At 72.5% G+C, this 14,046-nt stretch carries 26 protein-coding genes; 1 reads left to right on the plus strand and 25 read right to left on the minus strand.

Annotated elements, in window-relative coordinates:
• Positions 1-213 precede the first annotated feature (213 nt).
• The 21 genes from ACIRA5_RS50955 to ACIRA5_RS51055 all read right to left on the minus strand — a co-directional run bounded on the left by ACIRA5_RS50955 (position 214) and on the right by ACIRA5_RS51055 (position 10,451).
• Positions 214-747, minus strand: a complete 534-nt coding sequence (locus tag ACIRA5_RS50955) for a hypothetical protein (RefSeq protein ID WP_403704801.1) — start codon at positions 745-747, stop codon at positions 214-216.
• Positions 744-1,427 carry a hypothetical protein gene (locus ACIRA5_RS50960; protein ID WP_403704804.1) on the minus strand — a complete coding sequence of 228 codons (684 nt, stop codon included), beginning with the start codon at positions 1,425-1,427 and terminating at the stop codon, positions 744-746. The genes ACIRA5_RS50955 and ACIRA5_RS50960 overlap by 4 nt, the downstream gene beginning before the upstream one ends.
• Positions 1,424-1,951: a hypothetical protein gene (locus ACIRA5_RS50965; RefSeq protein ID WP_366503120.1), complete on the minus strand. Its 528-nt coding sequence runs from the start codon at positions 1,949-1,951 to the stop codon at positions 1,424-1,426. Before ACIRA5_RS50965 ends, ACIRA5_RS50960 begins: the two co-directional genes overlap by 4 nt.
• A gap of 104 nt (positions 1,952-2,055) precedes the next feature.
• Positions 2,056-2,475 carry an NUDIX domain-containing protein gene (locus tag ACIRA5_RS50970; RefSeq protein ID WP_403704807.1) on the minus strand — a complete coding sequence of 140 codons (420 nt, stop codon included), beginning with the start codon at positions 2,473-2,475 and terminating at the stop codon, positions 2,056-2,058.
• A 22-nt stretch (positions 2,476-2,497) separates the two neighbouring features.
• Positions 2,498-2,677: a hypothetical protein gene (locus ACIRA5_RS50975; protein ID WP_403704810.1), complete on the minus strand. Its 180-nt coding sequence runs from the start codon at positions 2,675-2,677 to the stop codon at positions 2,498-2,500.
• A complete protein-coding gene (locus ACIRA5_RS50980; protein ID WP_403704812.1) occupies positions 2,677-3,159 on the minus strand; it encodes a hypothetical protein in 483 nt (160 codons plus the stop codon). Before ACIRA5_RS50980 ends, ACIRA5_RS50975 begins: the two co-directional genes overlap by 1 nt.
• Positions 3,159-3,365 (minus strand): hypothetical protein, encoded by a 207-nt coding sequence (locus ACIRA5_RS50985; RefSeq protein ID WP_366503122.1) that lies wholly within the window; start codon positions 3,363-3,365, stop codon positions 3,159-3,161. The genes ACIRA5_RS50980 and ACIRA5_RS50985 overlap by 1 nt, the downstream gene beginning before the upstream one ends.
• 23 nt (positions 3,366-3,388) lie before the next feature.
• Positions 3,389-3,670 carry a hypothetical protein gene (locus ACIRA5_RS50990; RefSeq protein WP_366503123.1) on the minus strand — a complete coding sequence of 94 codons (282 nt, stop codon included), beginning with the start codon at positions 3,668-3,670 and terminating at the stop codon, positions 3,389-3,391.
• The gene (locus tag ACIRA5_RS50995; RefSeq protein WP_366503125.1) at positions 3,667-4,107 is read right to left on the minus strand and encodes a hypothetical protein; all 441 of its coding nucleotides are present in this window, start codon (positions 4,105-4,107) and stop codon (positions 3,667-3,669) included. The genes ACIRA5_RS50990 and ACIRA5_RS50995 overlap by 4 nt, the downstream gene beginning before the upstream one ends.
• Positions 4,104-4,781, minus strand: a complete 678-nt coding sequence (locus ACIRA5_RS51000; RefSeq protein ID WP_403704817.1) for a GGDEF domain-containing protein — start codon at positions 4,779-4,781, stop codon at positions 4,104-4,106. Before ACIRA5_RS51000 ends, ACIRA5_RS50995 begins: the two co-directional genes overlap by 4 nt.
• A gap of 91 nt (positions 4,782-4,872) precedes the next feature.
• Positions 4,873-5,178 carry a hypothetical protein gene (locus tag ACIRA5_RS51005; protein WP_403704820.1) on the minus strand — a complete coding sequence of 102 codons (306 nt, stop codon included), beginning with the start codon at positions 5,176-5,178 and terminating at the stop codon, positions 4,873-4,875.
• 89 nt (positions 5,179-5,267) lie between these two features.
• A complete protein-coding gene (locus tag ACIRA5_RS51010; protein ID WP_366503128.1) occupies positions 5,268-5,585 on the minus strand; it encodes a hypothetical protein in 318 nt (105 codons plus the stop codon).
• A gap of 13 nt (positions 5,586-5,598) precedes the next feature.
• Entirely contained in the window at positions 5,599-5,799 is a 201-nt protein-coding gene (locus ACIRA5_RS51015; RefSeq protein ID WP_403704823.1) for a hypothetical protein, read from the minus strand.
• The gene (locus ACIRA5_RS51020) at positions 5,796-6,062 is read right to left on the minus strand and encodes a hypothetical protein (protein ID WP_366503130.1); all 267 of its coding nucleotides are present in this window, start codon (positions 6,060-6,062) and stop codon (positions 5,796-5,798) included. The genes ACIRA5_RS51015 and ACIRA5_RS51020 overlap by 4 nt, the downstream gene beginning before the upstream one ends.
• The gene (locus ACIRA5_RS51025) at positions 6,059-7,039 is read right to left on the minus strand and encodes an AAA family ATPase (protein ID WP_403704826.1); all 981 of its coding nucleotides are present in this window, start codon (positions 7,037-7,039) and stop codon (positions 6,059-6,061) included. Before ACIRA5_RS51025 ends, ACIRA5_RS51020 begins: the two co-directional genes overlap by 4 nt.
• Positions 7,036-7,374: a hypothetical protein gene (locus ACIRA5_RS51030; protein WP_366503132.1), complete on the minus strand. Its 339-nt coding sequence runs from the start codon at positions 7,372-7,374 to the stop codon at positions 7,036-7,038. The genes ACIRA5_RS51025 and ACIRA5_RS51030 overlap by 4 nt, the downstream gene beginning before the upstream one ends.
• A complete protein-coding gene (locus ACIRA5_RS51035; protein ID WP_403704829.1) occupies positions 7,371-7,955 on the minus strand; it encodes a hypothetical protein in 585 nt (194 codons plus the stop codon). Before ACIRA5_RS51035 ends, ACIRA5_RS51030 begins: the two co-directional genes overlap by 4 nt.
• A gap of 130 nt (positions 7,956-8,085) precedes the next feature.
• Positions 8,086-8,376 carry a hypothetical protein gene (locus ACIRA5_RS51040; protein WP_403704895.1) on the minus strand — a complete coding sequence of 97 codons (291 nt, stop codon included), beginning with the start codon at positions 8,374-8,376 and terminating at the stop codon, positions 8,086-8,088.
• Positions 8,373-8,900, minus strand: coding sequence for a hypothetical protein (locus ACIRA5_RS51045; protein ID WP_366503135.1), 528 nt, complete (start codon positions 8,898-8,900; stop codon positions 8,373-8,375). Before ACIRA5_RS51045 ends, ACIRA5_RS51040 begins: the two co-directional genes overlap by 4 nt.
• Positions 8,901-8,928: 28 nt before the next feature.
• A complete protein-coding gene (locus ACIRA5_RS51050; protein ID WP_366503137.1) occupies positions 8,929-9,390 on the minus strand; it encodes an RRQRL motif-containing zinc-binding protein in 462 nt (153 codons plus the stop codon).
• Positions 9,391-9,644: 254 nt separating this feature from the next.
• A complete protein-coding gene (locus tag ACIRA5_RS51055; protein ID WP_403704834.1) occupies positions 9,645-10,451 on the minus strand; it encodes a hypothetical protein in 807 nt (268 codons plus the stop codon).
• Between the two features lie 113 nt (positions 10,452-10,564).
• Here ACIRA5_RS51055 and ACIRA5_RS51060 point away from each other — a divergent pair, with 113 nt between their 5' ends.
• Positions 10,565-10,759: a hypothetical protein gene (locus ACIRA5_RS51060; protein ID WP_365234098.1), complete on the plus strand. Its 195-nt coding sequence runs from the start codon at positions 10,565-10,567 to the stop codon at positions 10,757-10,759.
• Positions 10,760-10,846: 87 nt separating this feature from the next.
• On the opposite strand, the gene ACIRA5_RS51065 is transcribed toward ACIRA5_RS51060, so the two are convergent.
• The 4 genes from ACIRA5_RS51065 to ACIRA5_RS51080 form a co-directional block, all read right to left on the minus strand.
• The gene (locus tag ACIRA5_RS51065; RefSeq protein ID WP_366503139.1) at positions 10,847-11,362 is read right to left on the minus strand and encodes a hypothetical protein; all 516 of its coding nucleotides are present in this window, start codon (positions 11,360-11,362) and stop codon (positions 10,847-10,849) included.
• 81 nt (positions 11,363-11,443) lie between these two features.
• Complete coding sequence (locus ACIRA5_RS51070; protein WP_403704838.1) at positions 11,444-11,635, minus strand: hypothetical protein; 192 nt, start codon at positions 11,633-11,635, stop codon at positions 11,444-11,446.
• 73 nt (positions 11,636-11,708) lie between these two features.
• Positions 11,709-13,160: a transfer protein gene (locus ACIRA5_RS51075; RefSeq protein ID WP_403704840.1), complete on the minus strand. Its 1,452-nt coding sequence runs from the start codon at positions 13,158-13,160 to the stop codon at positions 11,709-11,711.
• Positions 13,157-13,999 (minus strand): hypothetical protein, encoded by an 843-nt coding sequence (locus ACIRA5_RS51080; protein WP_366503142.1) that lies wholly within the window; start codon positions 13,997-13,999, stop codon positions 13,157-13,159. Before ACIRA5_RS51080 ends, ACIRA5_RS51075 begins: the two co-directional genes overlap by 4 nt.
• Positions 14,000-14,046 lie beyond the last annotated feature (47 nt).

Consider the following 14,046-nt stretch of genomic DNA (forward strand, 5'->3'; position numbering starts at 1 on the left):
TTGGCACACCCAGAACCCTTGCCAGGACTGGCTTGCGAGCATCGCTCCCCATTTGGGGAGTCCATTTCAGGGCTCATGATCCATCGAGTGCCGGACGGCGCGGAGTTGACGGCTCCGACTCCAGAAACGAAAAAAGCCCTGCCTCCGGCACGGGGCCGGAGGCAGGGCTTCGGGTGGAGCAGGGGTCAGGTCGCCCAGGGGGTGGAGCAGGGGTCAGGTCGCCCAGGTCGCGGGCGTGCCGTCTTCGTCGGGGTTGGGGATGCCGGCGGTGGTCACCAGGGCGGCGGGGTGCCGCAGGACGGTGACCGGGACGGCGCCGGGTTCATCGGCCGGCGCCCACACCATCCGCCAGGTGTCGTCCCACTCGCAGGCGCATCCGTGGTCCGGGTGCGGGTGCCGTAAGAAGACGCCGTGGGTGTGGACCGCGCGCGGGATGCGGGGGATGAGCACCGAGGGGTCGTCGCCCGGGTACAAATGCAGGTTCCGCCACCCGTGGACGCGGGCCATGTACGCGGCGGCGGCCTCGATGACGTCGCTCCATGCCTGGTGCCCGAGCACGATGAACGCGACCGGGTAGAGGTGATCGTCGATGGCGTCGTCGATCCCGGTGACGTACAGACTGCGATGGGCGACGAAGCCGCTGTCGGCAGCGTCGTCGGCGCAGGGGGTCCAGAGCTGTTCGACGGGGTGCGGGGTGCCGTCGTCGCCCTCGCTGGTCTCGATCTCGTACAGGGCCGGGGCTGTCACGCGGTCACCCCCGCGACAGCGGCGTCCAGGAGCGCCACGGCGTCGGCCTCGTACGGGTCGGTGAACAGCTTGTGGTCGCTGACGTCGAACGGTCCGAACCGCGCGCCAACGCGGAAGCCGGGCACGAGGGTGGTCTCACGCCCGTCCAGCGCGGCGGTGAGCCGGTCGTAGTCCTGCTGGGCGTGCCGGGTCTGGGTGTACGGACCGAGGCGCAGCAGGGTGAAGCCGTCCAGGCTGTCGTCGCGTTTGCGGGCCTCGATGTAGAGGGCGTAGTGCGCGAGCTCCATGCCGACGTCGTCGGGCAGGGGGAGGTTCGCGGCGGCGTGGGTGAGCATCGCGTAGCCGGGCTGCCAGGTGCCGAGGATCGACGTCGTGTTGCAGCGCAGCCAGCCGCGTTCGGTATAGCCGAGCTGGCGGCCGTGGAGGTAGCCCGCGGCGTGCGGGGTGTCGGGGTGGACCAGGGCGACGGCGATCATCTCGGGGCCGTGGTCGTCGCCGGGCCGGGTGTGCGCGCGTTCGACGAACGGCCCGATCCTGACGGCGATGTCCTGGGAACCGCCAGGCGCCCAAGGGTGCGGGTTGCGTACGGCGGCGAGCATCGCGCGGAACTGGTCGACGACGGCCTGATCCTCGGGGGAGAGGGCGCCGGCGTTGCCGCAGCGGCGAAAGGGTCGCTTCATCGGGTGGACTCCTGCTCAGGGGTGAGGTGGGCCGGGCCGCTCGACAGGGTCGGGCTCAGGTAGCGAGCGGCGGTGTTCACGAACTGGTCGTGCGCGTTCTTCGCGGCCTCGCGGGCGGCGGTCAGGTCCTCGGTGGTGGCGTACGCGTCCCGGATCGCGTACGTCAGCGTGATCATGCGGTCGGCGGCGGCGCGTACGGCCTGGTCCTCGAAGAGGACGCGGAGGGCGACCAGCGGGCGGGTGACGGCGCTGCGGGTCATGTGGCTTTCGCCGCGCAGGGTCTCGATCCGGTCGGGGCTGGCGCCCTTGAGGACGGCGTCGCCGCGCATCCACATCGCGGTGCGGTGGTCGGAGGCGGCGCAGGCGAGGGCGGTGACGGCCTCCAGGCGGTCGCGGCGGATCGCTTCGCCGTGACTGACGCGCACCTGCCGTTCGGCGGCGCGCTCCTGGAAACGGCCGGAGACGATCGCGCCCAGCAGGGTGGCGACGATGGCGAGCGCTGCGGTGATGAGGGTGGCTAACACGCGGGACCTTTCGGATTGCTGACGGGTGGTGGGAACGGGGGAGCGCCGCGTCCGGCCGAGGAGGTCGGGCGCGGCGCTCCGGTGTCGCGGTGCGTGCGGTGTGTTCAGGCGCTGGGGGCCGTGGCCGCGCGGAGGATGTCGGCGTGGTCGAACGCGAGTCGTTCCGGCAGGGCGTCCAGGGGCCACCAGCGGGCGGTACGGGCGTCGTCCCCGGCGACGATCCGGGTGCCGGCGGGGACGACGGCGAGGTAGGCGTCGGTGCTGTACCTGCCGCGCGGGTCGCGGCCCGGCTGGTCCCAGGTGCCGATCTCGCGCAGCTGGTCGGGGTCGACGCGGACCCCGGTCTCCTCCAGGAGTTCCCGGGCGGCCGCCATGCGGCTGGTCTCCCCCTCGTCCTGGTGGCCTCCGGGCAAAGCCCAGGCACCCTCGAACGGCGGCCAGTCGCGCTCGATCAGCAGGACGCTGCCGTCGGGAGTCAGGGCGACCACGTCGGCGGTGTAGCGGGTGGTCTCGGTCTCGGTCATGAGCACCTCTCGGTGAAGTGGATCAGTGGGCGGTGGTGTCGGTGACCACGAGGAACTGGTCACTGCCGAGGTCCATCACGACCCGGGCGTCGGTGCCCTGAGCGCGCTGGGCAGCTGCGTACGCTTCGGCCGGCCAGGAGCCGCGGGGGCCTCCGGCGGGGAAGCGCTCCAAGACGGTGCGGGAGGGCGTGACGGTGGCCATCAGGCGTCACCGCCGTTCACGCGCTGGTCGTTGTCGATGAGGGTGGCGATGGCGTCGGGGTTGTCGGCCAGGCCGACCCACCGGCCGCTCGCGGTGAAGACGGGGACCTGGTCGTAGTCCCCGTCGAAAACGACGACATAGTCGGCGTACCGGTCGATGACCATCTCGCGCAGGACGGGGAGCAGCGCGGTGTCCAGGACCTCGAGGACGTCCACGGTGAGCCGGGCGGGCTCGCCGGGCGTCGACGGCTGGACCAGGGTGCCGGTGACGCGCAGCAGGTCGCTGGGCTGTATGCCGGTCAGCAGCTCGTGGACGATCCCGGCGTCCTTGGCGGTGCAGGAGACGACGGTGTCGGGGGCGTCCTCGGGCAGGGTGTCCGCGTCGACGGGGCGAACGGTCAGGTCGAACATCGCCGTGCGGTTCGGGCCGGGAGCGGGGATCGCGTCGACCCATCCGTCGACGGCGCAGTGCTTGGTGTCCATCAGCTGGCCTCCGCCAGGGTCTGGGTGGGGCGAGGGGAGCGGGGGCGGGGGGCGCGCTGCGCGAGCGCCAGGAGCTCGTAGTTGCGCTTCTGCTCAGCGGGAGTGAGGGGCCGGACCGTCGCGCCGCCGTGGCGGTGCCAGAGCGGGGAGGCCGGCGGTTCGGGGTAGGCGAGAGCGTGGTCGACGTCGCGGTCGGTGCTGCTCATGGGGACCTCCGAAGGGGAGGGGTTCAGGCGTGGTTGGCGCGCTTGGTGCTCTTGGGCTGGGTGTCGGAGGCGAACCGGCCCTCGCGGCGGGCCTCAACGGGGTTCGCGGCGATCCAGTCCTCAGCGCACGCTTTGTGGACGGGCTCCCCGGAGTGGGAGCGCATCGGCGTGGGCTTGTTGCACAGCGCGCAGGGGCGGTCCTGCCAGCGGTCGTAGTGCTGGCTGTCGCGCCATTCGAGGAGCGCGCCGGGAGCCGGGACCAGGCCCGGCTCGAACGGCTGCTTCTTCTTGCCTCGGGTGGTCACGGCCGGAAGCCGGGCAGCTGCTGGAACACCTGCTCCAGCAGATCCGGCGTCGGCTTCCAGGGACCGAGCTGCCCGCCGACGGGGACGGGCAGGGCGAGCTCCTGGACGTCGGCGAGCACCACGTGCCACGCATCGGCCTGCGCCCACTGGGTGCAGGGCGGGGAGCCGTCGGGGTCCTGGTGGCAGTCGGTGATCCGGGCGACGCCGACCACGGCGCCGGTGACCAGTTCGCGGCCTCGGATCGTGCGGGCGACCAACGGCAGGCGCAGGGCAGGGCGGTCGATCTGCTGGCTCGCGTGCAGGAGCACCCAGCCGGGCCGCCAGGGTCGGGGCCGGTTCTCGATCGTCTTCGCGCCGGTCAGGATCGCGGTGGTCCACGGCTGCCGGATGCTGATGCCGCGGATCCAGTCGCCCTCGGGCAGGGTCACGGCGCTCATGCGGCCCGCCCCCACAGGGCCGTGCCCGGACGCCCGGCACGGCGGCCGTTGATGGACGGCACCGTGCGGTGCTGCGCCGTCGCGAGGACCGCACGGCCGGAGTGCTTGCCGTCGTAGAGAGCGGCGTCGGCGGCCCTCTGCAACACGGTCAGGTCGCGGGAGCCGACCGAGGTCGGGGCCGCGGCGCCGACCGAAGCGGCGACGTCGACGGTCCGACCGTCGTCCAGGACGACCGGGGTGTGCAGCATCCGCACCAGCTGCTCCAGGCGCTGCGCGCGGCGGCCGGCCTTCAGCTCCAGGACCACGGCGAACTCATCGCCCCCGAGCCTGCCAACGGACGCGCGCGGGCCCGCCCAAGCGGTGAGCCGGGCCCCGAACGCCGCGAGGACAGCATCCCCGGCCGGGTGGCCCATCGTGTCGTTCACGGCCTTGAAGTGGTCGGCGTCGACCATGACCAGCACCGTGTCGTCACCGTGACGGGCGAGGATCCGGCGGGCGCGGGCGGTGTAGACGTCGCGGCGCAGCAGGCCGGTCAGCGGGTCCTTGTCCTTGCGGGCGCTCTGCCTGAGCAGCACCGTCGCGTGAACCGCCCAGCCGGTCAACGGCACGGCGGCGGTGGTCAGTAAGAGGGTGCGCTGGCCAATCCGGCCTTGAACGCGCAGGAGGGAGGACATACTTGGGTTCTCCGTCTCGTCTCGTACGGGATGGATGGGCCCGGGGCAGTCGTCGAAGCCGGTCAAGCAGAGCGGCTGTCCCGGGGCAGAGCTACATCTCGAAGGGCTTGGAGTTGAGCCAGCTGTACGGGCTCCTCCAGGGGCCGGCCGTCGCGGCGGGCCAGTCGAGCTCCCAGCCAGGCCGGTATCCGCAGGCGCACCAGCCGTCCGGGCGCCCGTGGGGAATCTCCTGTCCGGCCTGCGCCGCAGTGCGTGCCGCGTCGTAGACCTCGTGCGCGGCCTTCACGGCGGCGCCGCGGCTGTCCGCCCAGCCGGTGAAGACGTGTACGCCTTCCAGGCCGGGCGTCTCGGTGCTGCGTATGGGGACGTCGACCTCGTAGTACGGGGGCTTGGTCATGACGTCCATCTCCTCTCTGTGTTGAGGGGCCACCGCGACCGCCCCGGCCCTGCGGGTGCAGGGCCGGGGCGGCACGGAGTGCGCTCAACTCAGATGGGGCAGTTGGCCGCTCCGATCGCGTCGCGCAGGTGGGTGCGCGCCGAGGCCAGGAGCGAGCGCTGGTCGCCGTCCGGGCTGGTGAGTGCGTCGGTGAGGTAGTCGGCGGCGTGGTCCAGGTCGTCGCTGGCGTCCTCGTAGTGGGGAAGGCGGGAGTCGGCGAGGAGGTCGCGGACCTCTTCGACCAGATCGATGAACCGGGCCGGGGCGAGGCTGCGCGGCGGTTCGCTGCCGGTGAGGGCGGCGAGGTCCGCGGTGAAGCAGGCGTCGAGCGCGGCGAAGGTGTCGGTCGTGGTCAGGACAGCAGCCATCGGGTTCTCCTTGTCAGAGATCGAGCCGGATCGTGATCGGGATGCGCGGGTCGCCGGAGTTGGTGTGGACGGTGTGGCGGTGCGCGGCCAGGCCCGCGCCCCCGCCCTGGATCGGGAGGTGGCAGTCGGGGCAGCCGCGGAACCAGTCGTCCCCGTCGGGGAGGTCGGCCGGGGTGAGCGGGTGGGGGTGCGGCCCGTCAGCGGCCCGGCTCACCGGGTGCTGTCTTCCGCCGACTGCCGGTCGGCGAGCGCCAGGAGCTCTACGGCGAGGTCCGGCGCGGCCAGGATGGTGCGCAGGATCGAGGTGATCCCGTCGCGCTCGATCGGGTTCAGCCGGTCCCACACGGCGTGGGCGTCACCGTGAGCGCCTACGGCCTTGAGGTAGTCGGCTTCGGTCGTGGTGGTGTGCTGGGCGCCGCACCGGCCGCACCGGGAGACGGCTTGGTCCCACCCGCACGCGGGGCGCTGGGTGGTCATTCGCTGATCGCCTCCATGGCCTGCGCCTCAAGGTCGGCGCGGCCCTCGGGGTCGTCGTCCTGGTCGTCGTTGTCGTCCGGGCCGTGGAGGGTGCAGCGCACGTCCGGGTCGTTCATCAGCTCGCCGGTCAGGGCGCGCAGGAGGTCGGTGACGTTGTAGACCGGCGCCCACGCCTGGCCTTCGCATTCGTCGTCGAAGGGGCAGCCGACCAGGACGTCGAAGCCGACGTCGCCCTCGCCGTCGACGTCGGGGCGCTGGGCGAGGACGATGCGGTCCGCTCCGAGGCGGATCTCCGCGACGCGGTCGCCGCCGGCGAGCTGCGAGCCGTCGCGCCAGCGCCACATCGGCAGGATCTCGGGGCCGAAGTAGCGGCGGACCAGGAGCAGGTCGCCCAGGCCCTCGCCGTCGTTCCATCCCAGGTCTGCGCACCGGGCGTCGCTGACCCGTTGGAGCAGCTCTTGGAGGCGGTAGATGTTCTCCGCGACGACGACGTGATCGAAGCCTTCGGCGGGCAGGCCGGAGAACGCGTCGACCATGGCGGCGTGCTGCGCGAGGACAGCGTGCTCGGGCACTCGCCGGTTCGCGGGTCGGCCTTCCTGGCGCTGAACGCACACGGAGGCCGGGGTGGGGACGACCAGCGCGACGGCGGGCACGCCGTGACGGCGGGCGGTGGCGATCAGGTTCGCGCGCACGGCCTGCTCGCAATTCGTCGCGTCGACCACCGTCATCTTCCGGCGGGCCAGGCGCGCCTCCAGGACGGCCTGGAGCGCGAACACCGCGTCCTCGGTCGCTTCCTGGCACCCGGCGTCGTCACTGACCAGGGCCCGGAACCTGTCGAGCTCCAGAACCTGCGTGGCGGGCCAGGTGGCAGCCCACGTGCTCTTGCCCGATCCGGCCGCGCCGATCAGGCACACCAGCGACGGGTCGGGGATCGTCGTGTCGACGGGCAGCGCGTTGTCCAGGCGGAAGGTCTTCATGCGGATTCTCCCTGCGGGTCAAGAGCACGGGTGGCGTAGTAGGTCTGCAGGCCGGCGTTCTCGGTGATGAGGGCCGCGGCCTCGTGCAGCGGGCACGACATCTCGCCGTCGCGGTCCGGCTCGATGCGTCCGGCGGCCTGCGCGGCGACGGTGAGCAGCTGCGCGAGGGAGCCGAGGACGCCGTCCTGGCGGTGGTCCTCGTGGTGGAGCTCGCGCAGGATCTGCGCGAGCTCCTGGGCGCCGACGTCGCCGGTGAGTTCGTCCTCGATCTGCTGGAGGGCGAGCTTGGCGATTCCGGCGGCCGCCTGTACGCGGTCCAGTCGGGTGCGGGTCACCGGCGGGCGCCGGGGCGTGTGGTGAGCCAGACGGTGACGGCGGCCGCGCCCACGCCGATCGCGCGGTGCAGCGCGGCATCCAGCTCCATCCACGCGCTGCCCGGCCCGGTGAGCTCGGAGGTGGCCTTGCCGTCGTCGTCGACGCGGGCGGCCTTGCAGTGCTCGATGTAGCCGGTCTTCTTGGTCTTCTTCGCCAGCCACAGCAAAAGCGCTCCGCGGTCGATCGCGGCGTGTGTTCCAGCGTTGATGGCCGCACCGGCGAGCAGCGCGGCCGGGGTGACCCGGTAGCCGAACGCGCGGGTGATCGCGACGGTCGCCCCGAGCTGTACGGCGGTGTACGAGGCGACGTGGCAGGCCACCGCACGACGACCCAGCTCGCTGGTGGTCATGGTCGGGCGGGTGGAGCCCGGCGTGGCGGGGGAGCCGTCGGCGTGGACCAGGTCCTCGCCGTACAGCCGCTTCCGCGAGGCCGTCTTCGAGCCCTGGACCCAGTGGTCACAGGCAGGATGCAGCTCGCCGAAGGTCGCCAGGAGGGTGCCGAAGAGGGCCAGGCGCTCGGTGGTGAGGGAGAGACGGGGCATGCTGGGGTTCTCCTGATCTCGGATTTCCGGGTGACGGGGGAGCGGGGCGGCCGGCCTCTTTGCCGATGCTGCGGCCGACCCGTGAGCGGACTCCGCCCCCGGCCATGTGTGGCCGGGAGCGGAGTCCGTTTCAGAACGGGGGTTCGTCCGGCCAGGCCGGGACGGGCAGGAGCCGGATGCGGAGCTCGCGCCGGTTCGACCAGCAGCCGCACGCGTCCATCTCCGGGAACGGGCCGCCGACCCACCAGCCGCCCGCGCCCCGGCAGTGGGGGCAGGAACGGCGGGCGACGGGCGTGAAGCGGATGCGGTGCCGGTCGGCGTACAGCTCCCAGTGGCCGGCCTTGAGGACGGCGGCGGCCGCGGCGACCGTGACGGGCACGGCCGCCGCGAGCAGGGCGGCGGTTCGGGCGCGCACCGTCAGGGCCGGTCGAAGGGCTGGATGGTGAAACGGGTGCCCTGCCCGGAGGCGGCGGGCGTCGCGGCGAGGAAGCCGGGGTCGGCCTGCGCGATGCCGCCCAGCAGCGCCTTGATCCAGTCGGTGGAGCGCTGGAGGTCGACGCGGAGCGCGGTGAACTCCGAGAGCCGCACCGGGTGCGGCTTGGTGCCGTAGCGCCGCGCCCACAGCCGGGAGCGGATCAGCTTCGCGGCCTCGGGGTCGTCGGGGCGGGCGGGCACGCCGCGCGGCACCGCCCGGCAGATGGCGGCGTGGGCGTTTGCGCCCTGGGCGGCCTCCGCCTCCGACATCACGTTGCCGACGCTGTTGCGGTCCGCGCGGTGCGTGCAACCGAGGCAAGCGACGGCGTAGTGGGCGCTGCCCCGGTCGGTGTCGCCGGTGTAGACGAGGATCGTCGCGCCCTCCAGCGCCCGGAAGCGCTGGGAGACGATCGTGCCCTCCGGCGTCCAGGTCTCGGGCGCGGGGGCGGCGGTGCGGGTGAACAGCGGCATGGTGACGCTCCTTGACGGGATTCGTTGATCAGGCGGCGAGCCGGTGGGTCACCGGGGCCGTGGACGCGAAGTACGTGTCGGGGCTGGGCTCATAGCCGCGGGCGCACGGGTCGCAGCAGCCCTGGGTGCGCAGCGGGAGACAGAAGTAGTACCGGCGCTTGCACTCCGGGCACGTGGACCTGGCGGCCATCGCCCGGTCCAGCGCCCATTCCTGCGCCATCGTCGGCACGCGCTTCGGCCGGGCGAGCGCCAGGTCGTAAAGCCAGCCCCTGGTCGGGTGGTTGCACGACTGGCCGGGCCGGTACGCGCACCCCTTGCAGCGCAGGACCGCGACCGGTCCGTGCCCGCCGGGGCTCAGGCCCCGCTCGCGCAGCTGCCTGCGGGTGACCAGGCCCTCGGGGCACGAGCGCCGGTCGAACTCTTCGAGCGTCGCCGTGCTGCGCGGCACCCTCTTGAGCTCGCGGCGCCTCTTCTTCCGAGGGCGCGGCATCACCGGCTCCAGGTACCGGGGAGCCGGGCGGGGTACTGCGGGTAGCGGGGTCCGGGGCGCTGCGGGCGGGGCCGGCCGATGCGGCGGCGCGGGCGGGGGATGAGCACGGATGTCCTCCATCGGGTGGGTGGCGGGCAGTGCTGTGCCCCGCCGGCGGAAGGTCCGCGGGCGGGGCGTGGGTGGTGGCGGGTGGCCGGGCGGCCTGTACGGCCCTCGCCCGCGTAGGGGCGGCGAGGACCAGGCAGGGCGACGGGTCAGCGCTTGGTGAGCGGGTGCACGTTGTCCGGGGTGTCGTCGACGGGCGGGGCGGCCGGGACGGGGACGCGGATCTCGGGGCGGATGTCGATGGTGGGGGCGGCGGTGTGGATGAACAGCGACGGGCGCAGGCTCAGGCCGCGCAGTGCGAGCGCGGAGGCGGCGGTCCAGGCGAGGACGGCGAGGCCGGTGGCGATAGTGCGGCCGTCGGCGGGAGCTGCGCTGTAGACCATCGCGATGCTGGCCGCGCCCCAGGCCGTCCAGGTGATGCGGGCGCCGCTGCTGCGGAAGAACCCGCCGACCAGGCCGAAGAGGCCGACGATCTGCCAGAGCGTGTAGACGGTGGAGGCGCTGATCGGCAGCGTCGCGGAGTGGGCCGCGATGTACGAGCGGATCGGCTGGTCGACCACGGCGAAGATGCCGTCGGAGGTGTCGGTGCCGACCTGGACGCGCGGGACGGCGGTCAGCAGGTCGTGCAGCGCGGTGGCCAGGACGTCGGTCGCGCCGTCCAGCAGGATGATGACCGCGCAGATCCCGGCGAGTCCGAGCGCGGCCTTCACCCAGTTCGCCATGCCGTGCCAGCCGAGCTCGGGGACCTGGCGGACGTCCTCCCAGCGCTGGTGGAGGAAGCCGCCGGTCTCCCAGGCGTGGTCCCACCATTCGCGGGCGGCGGCGAACTGGGGCAGCTTCGCGCCCTGGTGGTCGCCCGCCGGGGCAGGGGCCGGCGGGAGGTTGAGGTCCTGGTCGTGGTGGAGCTCCTGGCGCTGACCGGGGATGTTCGGGGTGCGGTCGTTGTGGTCGGTCATGGTCGGCTTCTCCTTCGAGGCGGTGACGCTGCGTACGGGATGGGAATGGCTCTGTTGCCGGGGCCTTGGGTGCGACAGGCTTGGGCGAGGCCAGGGAGCAGCAAGGGGGCGCGATGTCAGTCGAGTTCGATTCGGTGATCGCCGACGGGGTGATCTATCCGGCGTTCACGGACGACGACGGCATGTTGTGGATCGACGACGAAGACGACTTCGAGGTGGTCGTCGACCATGCGGTCGTCGACGGCGTGATCTATGAGGCGGAGGTCGATGAGTACGGCCGCCTGCTGATCTACCTGGACGACGACTGATCGCGTCGGCTGCTCCGGGCGGCCTGCCCCGTACTCGACTCCCGGCCGTGTGGGCGGGGTTCGAGTACGACGCAGGGTGCCCGGTGCTCAGCGGACGTCGTTGCGGGTGCGGGCGAAGAACATGCCGCGCGTGGTGGTGTTGTTGTTGATCTCGGTCTGCATGGTGACCGGGGCCTCGTAGACGTTCTTGGTGACGGCGGAACGGGCGCGGTTGATCGCGCCGCCGATCGCGGTGGCGGCCATGGCGAGGCCGGCGAACGGCAGGGTGACCATCAAGACGCTGTTCAGCGTGACCGAGGCGAGGCCCTGCAGAACCAGCCAGGCACCGCAGCCGATGCCGGTGACTCCGGCGCCGACGCCGATGGAGGCGACCGCGATCCCGGCCGCCCAGGCGGGCACGATCCGGCGGTCGTCCTGATGGACGGGCGGGGTGTCGCCGTAGGCGGGGACGGGGCTCTCGTCGCGGAACGACGTGGGGAAGTGGCGCACGGGCTGCTGGTGGTCCGGCTGCTCGGGCCGGAAGTTCGCGTCCAGGATGCGCTTGGCTTCGACGGCGGCCTCGTAGTCGGTCATCGGGCGCCCGGGGGTGGGGTGGAAGTCCATGGTGTTCTCCGTTCGGGTACGGGTGCGCCCTCCCGGCCGTGGTGGCGGGGAGGGCGCGAAGGGCGGGGGAGTGGGTCTGGGCTATCCGATGCTGCTGATCCATCCGGCGACGCTGCTGATCCCGCCGGTGATGGCGGGGGCGATGCCGGTGGAGGCGAGGGTGAAGCCGAACAGGACGGCGGCGAGCGCGGGCCACAGTCGCAGGTAGCCGGTGCGCAGCAGGACCAGCACGATGATTCCGGCGAAGACGACCAGGGAGACGGTCAGCGCCACGGCGGGGAACTCCTTCGGGGAGGGCCGGCGGCCGGGCAGGGCGCGAGGCCCGGCCCGGCCGGAGGGCGAGGGGTTACTTCTTGAGGGTGGTCAGGGTGTTGCGGACGCTGCCGAGCTGGACCGTGCGGCCGCCGTCCTCGTTGACGAGCTCCAGGACCTGGAGGGCGTCCAGCGGGTCGTCGTGCGCGTCCAGGACGGCCTGGACGCGGTCGCGCAGCGTGCGGGCGCGGGGCTTGGCCGCCGCGGCCGGGACCGGGGAGGCGGCCCGGGTGCCGGCGGAACCGCCGGAGCCCTTCTTCTTCTTGCCTCCGCCCCCGCCGCCTTCGCCGTCCTCGTCTTCCTCGGGCTCGGGGAACACGGCCCGGTACGCCTCCATGCCGTCCAGGCGCTGGCCGTAGGCGTCGCCGATGAGGTCCCAGGCGTCCTGCTCGATCTCGGCAGGGGCGCCGGGGCCGTAGAGCTCCAGCACCTCCGGGTCCAGGCCCTCGGTGGGCATCTCGGAGCCGATGTTCCAGAACCGCATCTTGCGGGACGGGTAGCGGCCGTTGACGTTGTACGAGGTGCCCTGGGTGCCGGGCAGGTCGTCGTCCTCGTGGTCCTCGTCGAACTGCGAGACGAGGTCGACTTCGCCCGCGTACTTCGGGATCGGGGCGAGGACCATCCCGGTGGGCAGCAGGCCGTCGGTCACCAGCTGCTTCATCATCGAGCTGGTCCAGCGAAGCAGGATCACTTCGCCTTCCTTGAGCATGGCGCGCAGGGTGTCGCTGCCGCCCATCTCCTCGAGGTGGCCGGCCTGCGCGAACAGGCCGATGCCGATGCCGAGCGAGCGGCCGGTGCGGCCGATGTCCTTGATGTAGAAGGTGGCTTCGTCCCGGTAGGGGGCGCCCTTCTCCAGGAGGCGGTTGGCTTCGTCGATGATCTGGTAGATCAGCGGGTCGGGCCGGTCCTTGAGGAACTTGGAGCGGCCCATCCGGGCGTAGCGGTCCTGGCGGTCCATCATGGTCAGCCACGTCGTGCGCAGCTGCGCCATGGTGCCTTCCTGCGTGGTGACGCGCCAGGCGACGTTGCCGTCGTCGCCGTGCTCCTTCTGTCCGAACGCCTCGGGTGCGGACTGGCCGCCCTTGAGGTCGGCGTACAGCACTGCGATCCCGGAGCGCTTCATCGCGGCGAGGATGATCTGCCCTGCCGTGCTCTTGCCCGCGCCGGTGGTGCCGAACAGCAGCAGGCGCTGCGCGGAGCCGGACTTGGGGTCGTACAGGCGCAGCAGGGAGGCACGGCCGTTGTGGTAGCGGCCGATGTAGATGCGGCCCTTGGCGTCCATGACGAGCAGCTGCGGGTCGGCCAGGATGACCTGGGCGAGCGGGTCGTCGGGGTAGATGGTGACCAGCGCCTTGGACGTGCCGTTGGTCTCCACCGCGAGCCGGTTGACGTCCTTGATGCCGAGCGCGTCGGCCAGGCGCATCGGGTGGTAGCTGATGATGTCGCCGGGCGGCGCTTCCACCGTCAGCTCGAAGATCCTGCTCATGCGGGGAGCTCCTTGGGTTCCTCGTCGGGGATGTCGACGGTGCGGATCGCGGTGATGACCGTGCCGGGCATGCCCTTGGGGGCGATGAGCTTCTCCCAGGCGGTGTAGAGGTCCATGGCCTGCTCGGGGGCCTGGCCGACGGTGAGCCGGCGGACTCCGGCGCCCTGGCGGGGCACGGGGGTGATGGCGATGTCGTCCTCGGGCCAGTTGATGGCCGCGGACAGCTCCAGCAGGTCGATCTTGGGGACCGGCTTGCCGGGGAGGGTGGAGCGGATGACGGCGCTCATCGAGTCGTCGCCGGTCCGCTCGATCTGCTCCAGCACGGTGTTCGGGGCGGCGCCGCCCTCGATGGCGACGTGCTGCGCCCAGAAGGTGGCCATCGGGTGCTGGGGCCCGGCCTGGACGGTGTCGGCGGCCAGGAGCACCTGGGTCTGCTCGATCGCTTCCGGGGTCAGCGACTTCTCGCGGCCGACCAGGACGCGCGCCATGCGGGCCGGGCGCACGTACAGCACCGCGGCGCTCCATCCGGCGTCGGCGAGCAGCTGCCAGTACCAGTCGATGCCGGGGACGATGCGCTGCGCGGTGAGCAGCGCGGCCATCGACAGCGAGGGGGCCAGGTACAGGCCCATCGCGGTGTTGCCCGCCGCGTCGCGCGGCAGGGTGATGGACCACAGGGCGCCCCATCCGGCGCAGCCGAGGGCGGCCAGGACGGAGGGGCCGTAGACGTCGTGGGTGAAGGCGCCGGTGGCGAGCGCGCCGGTGCCGGCCACGGTGGCGACGCGGCCGAAGGCGTTGCGGGCGAGGGCGAAGCGGCCGCGCAGGGGTCCGAGGCGGATCATCGGTGGGCTCTCCTTCAAGGGCATAGGGAAGGGCGGCGAACCCGTCA

It is taken from the genome of Streptomyces sp. NPDC096311 (genome assembly GCF_044763085.1).
Taxonomy (GTDB): Bacteria; Actinomycetota; Actinomycetes; order Streptomycetales; family Streptomycetaceae; genus Streptomyces.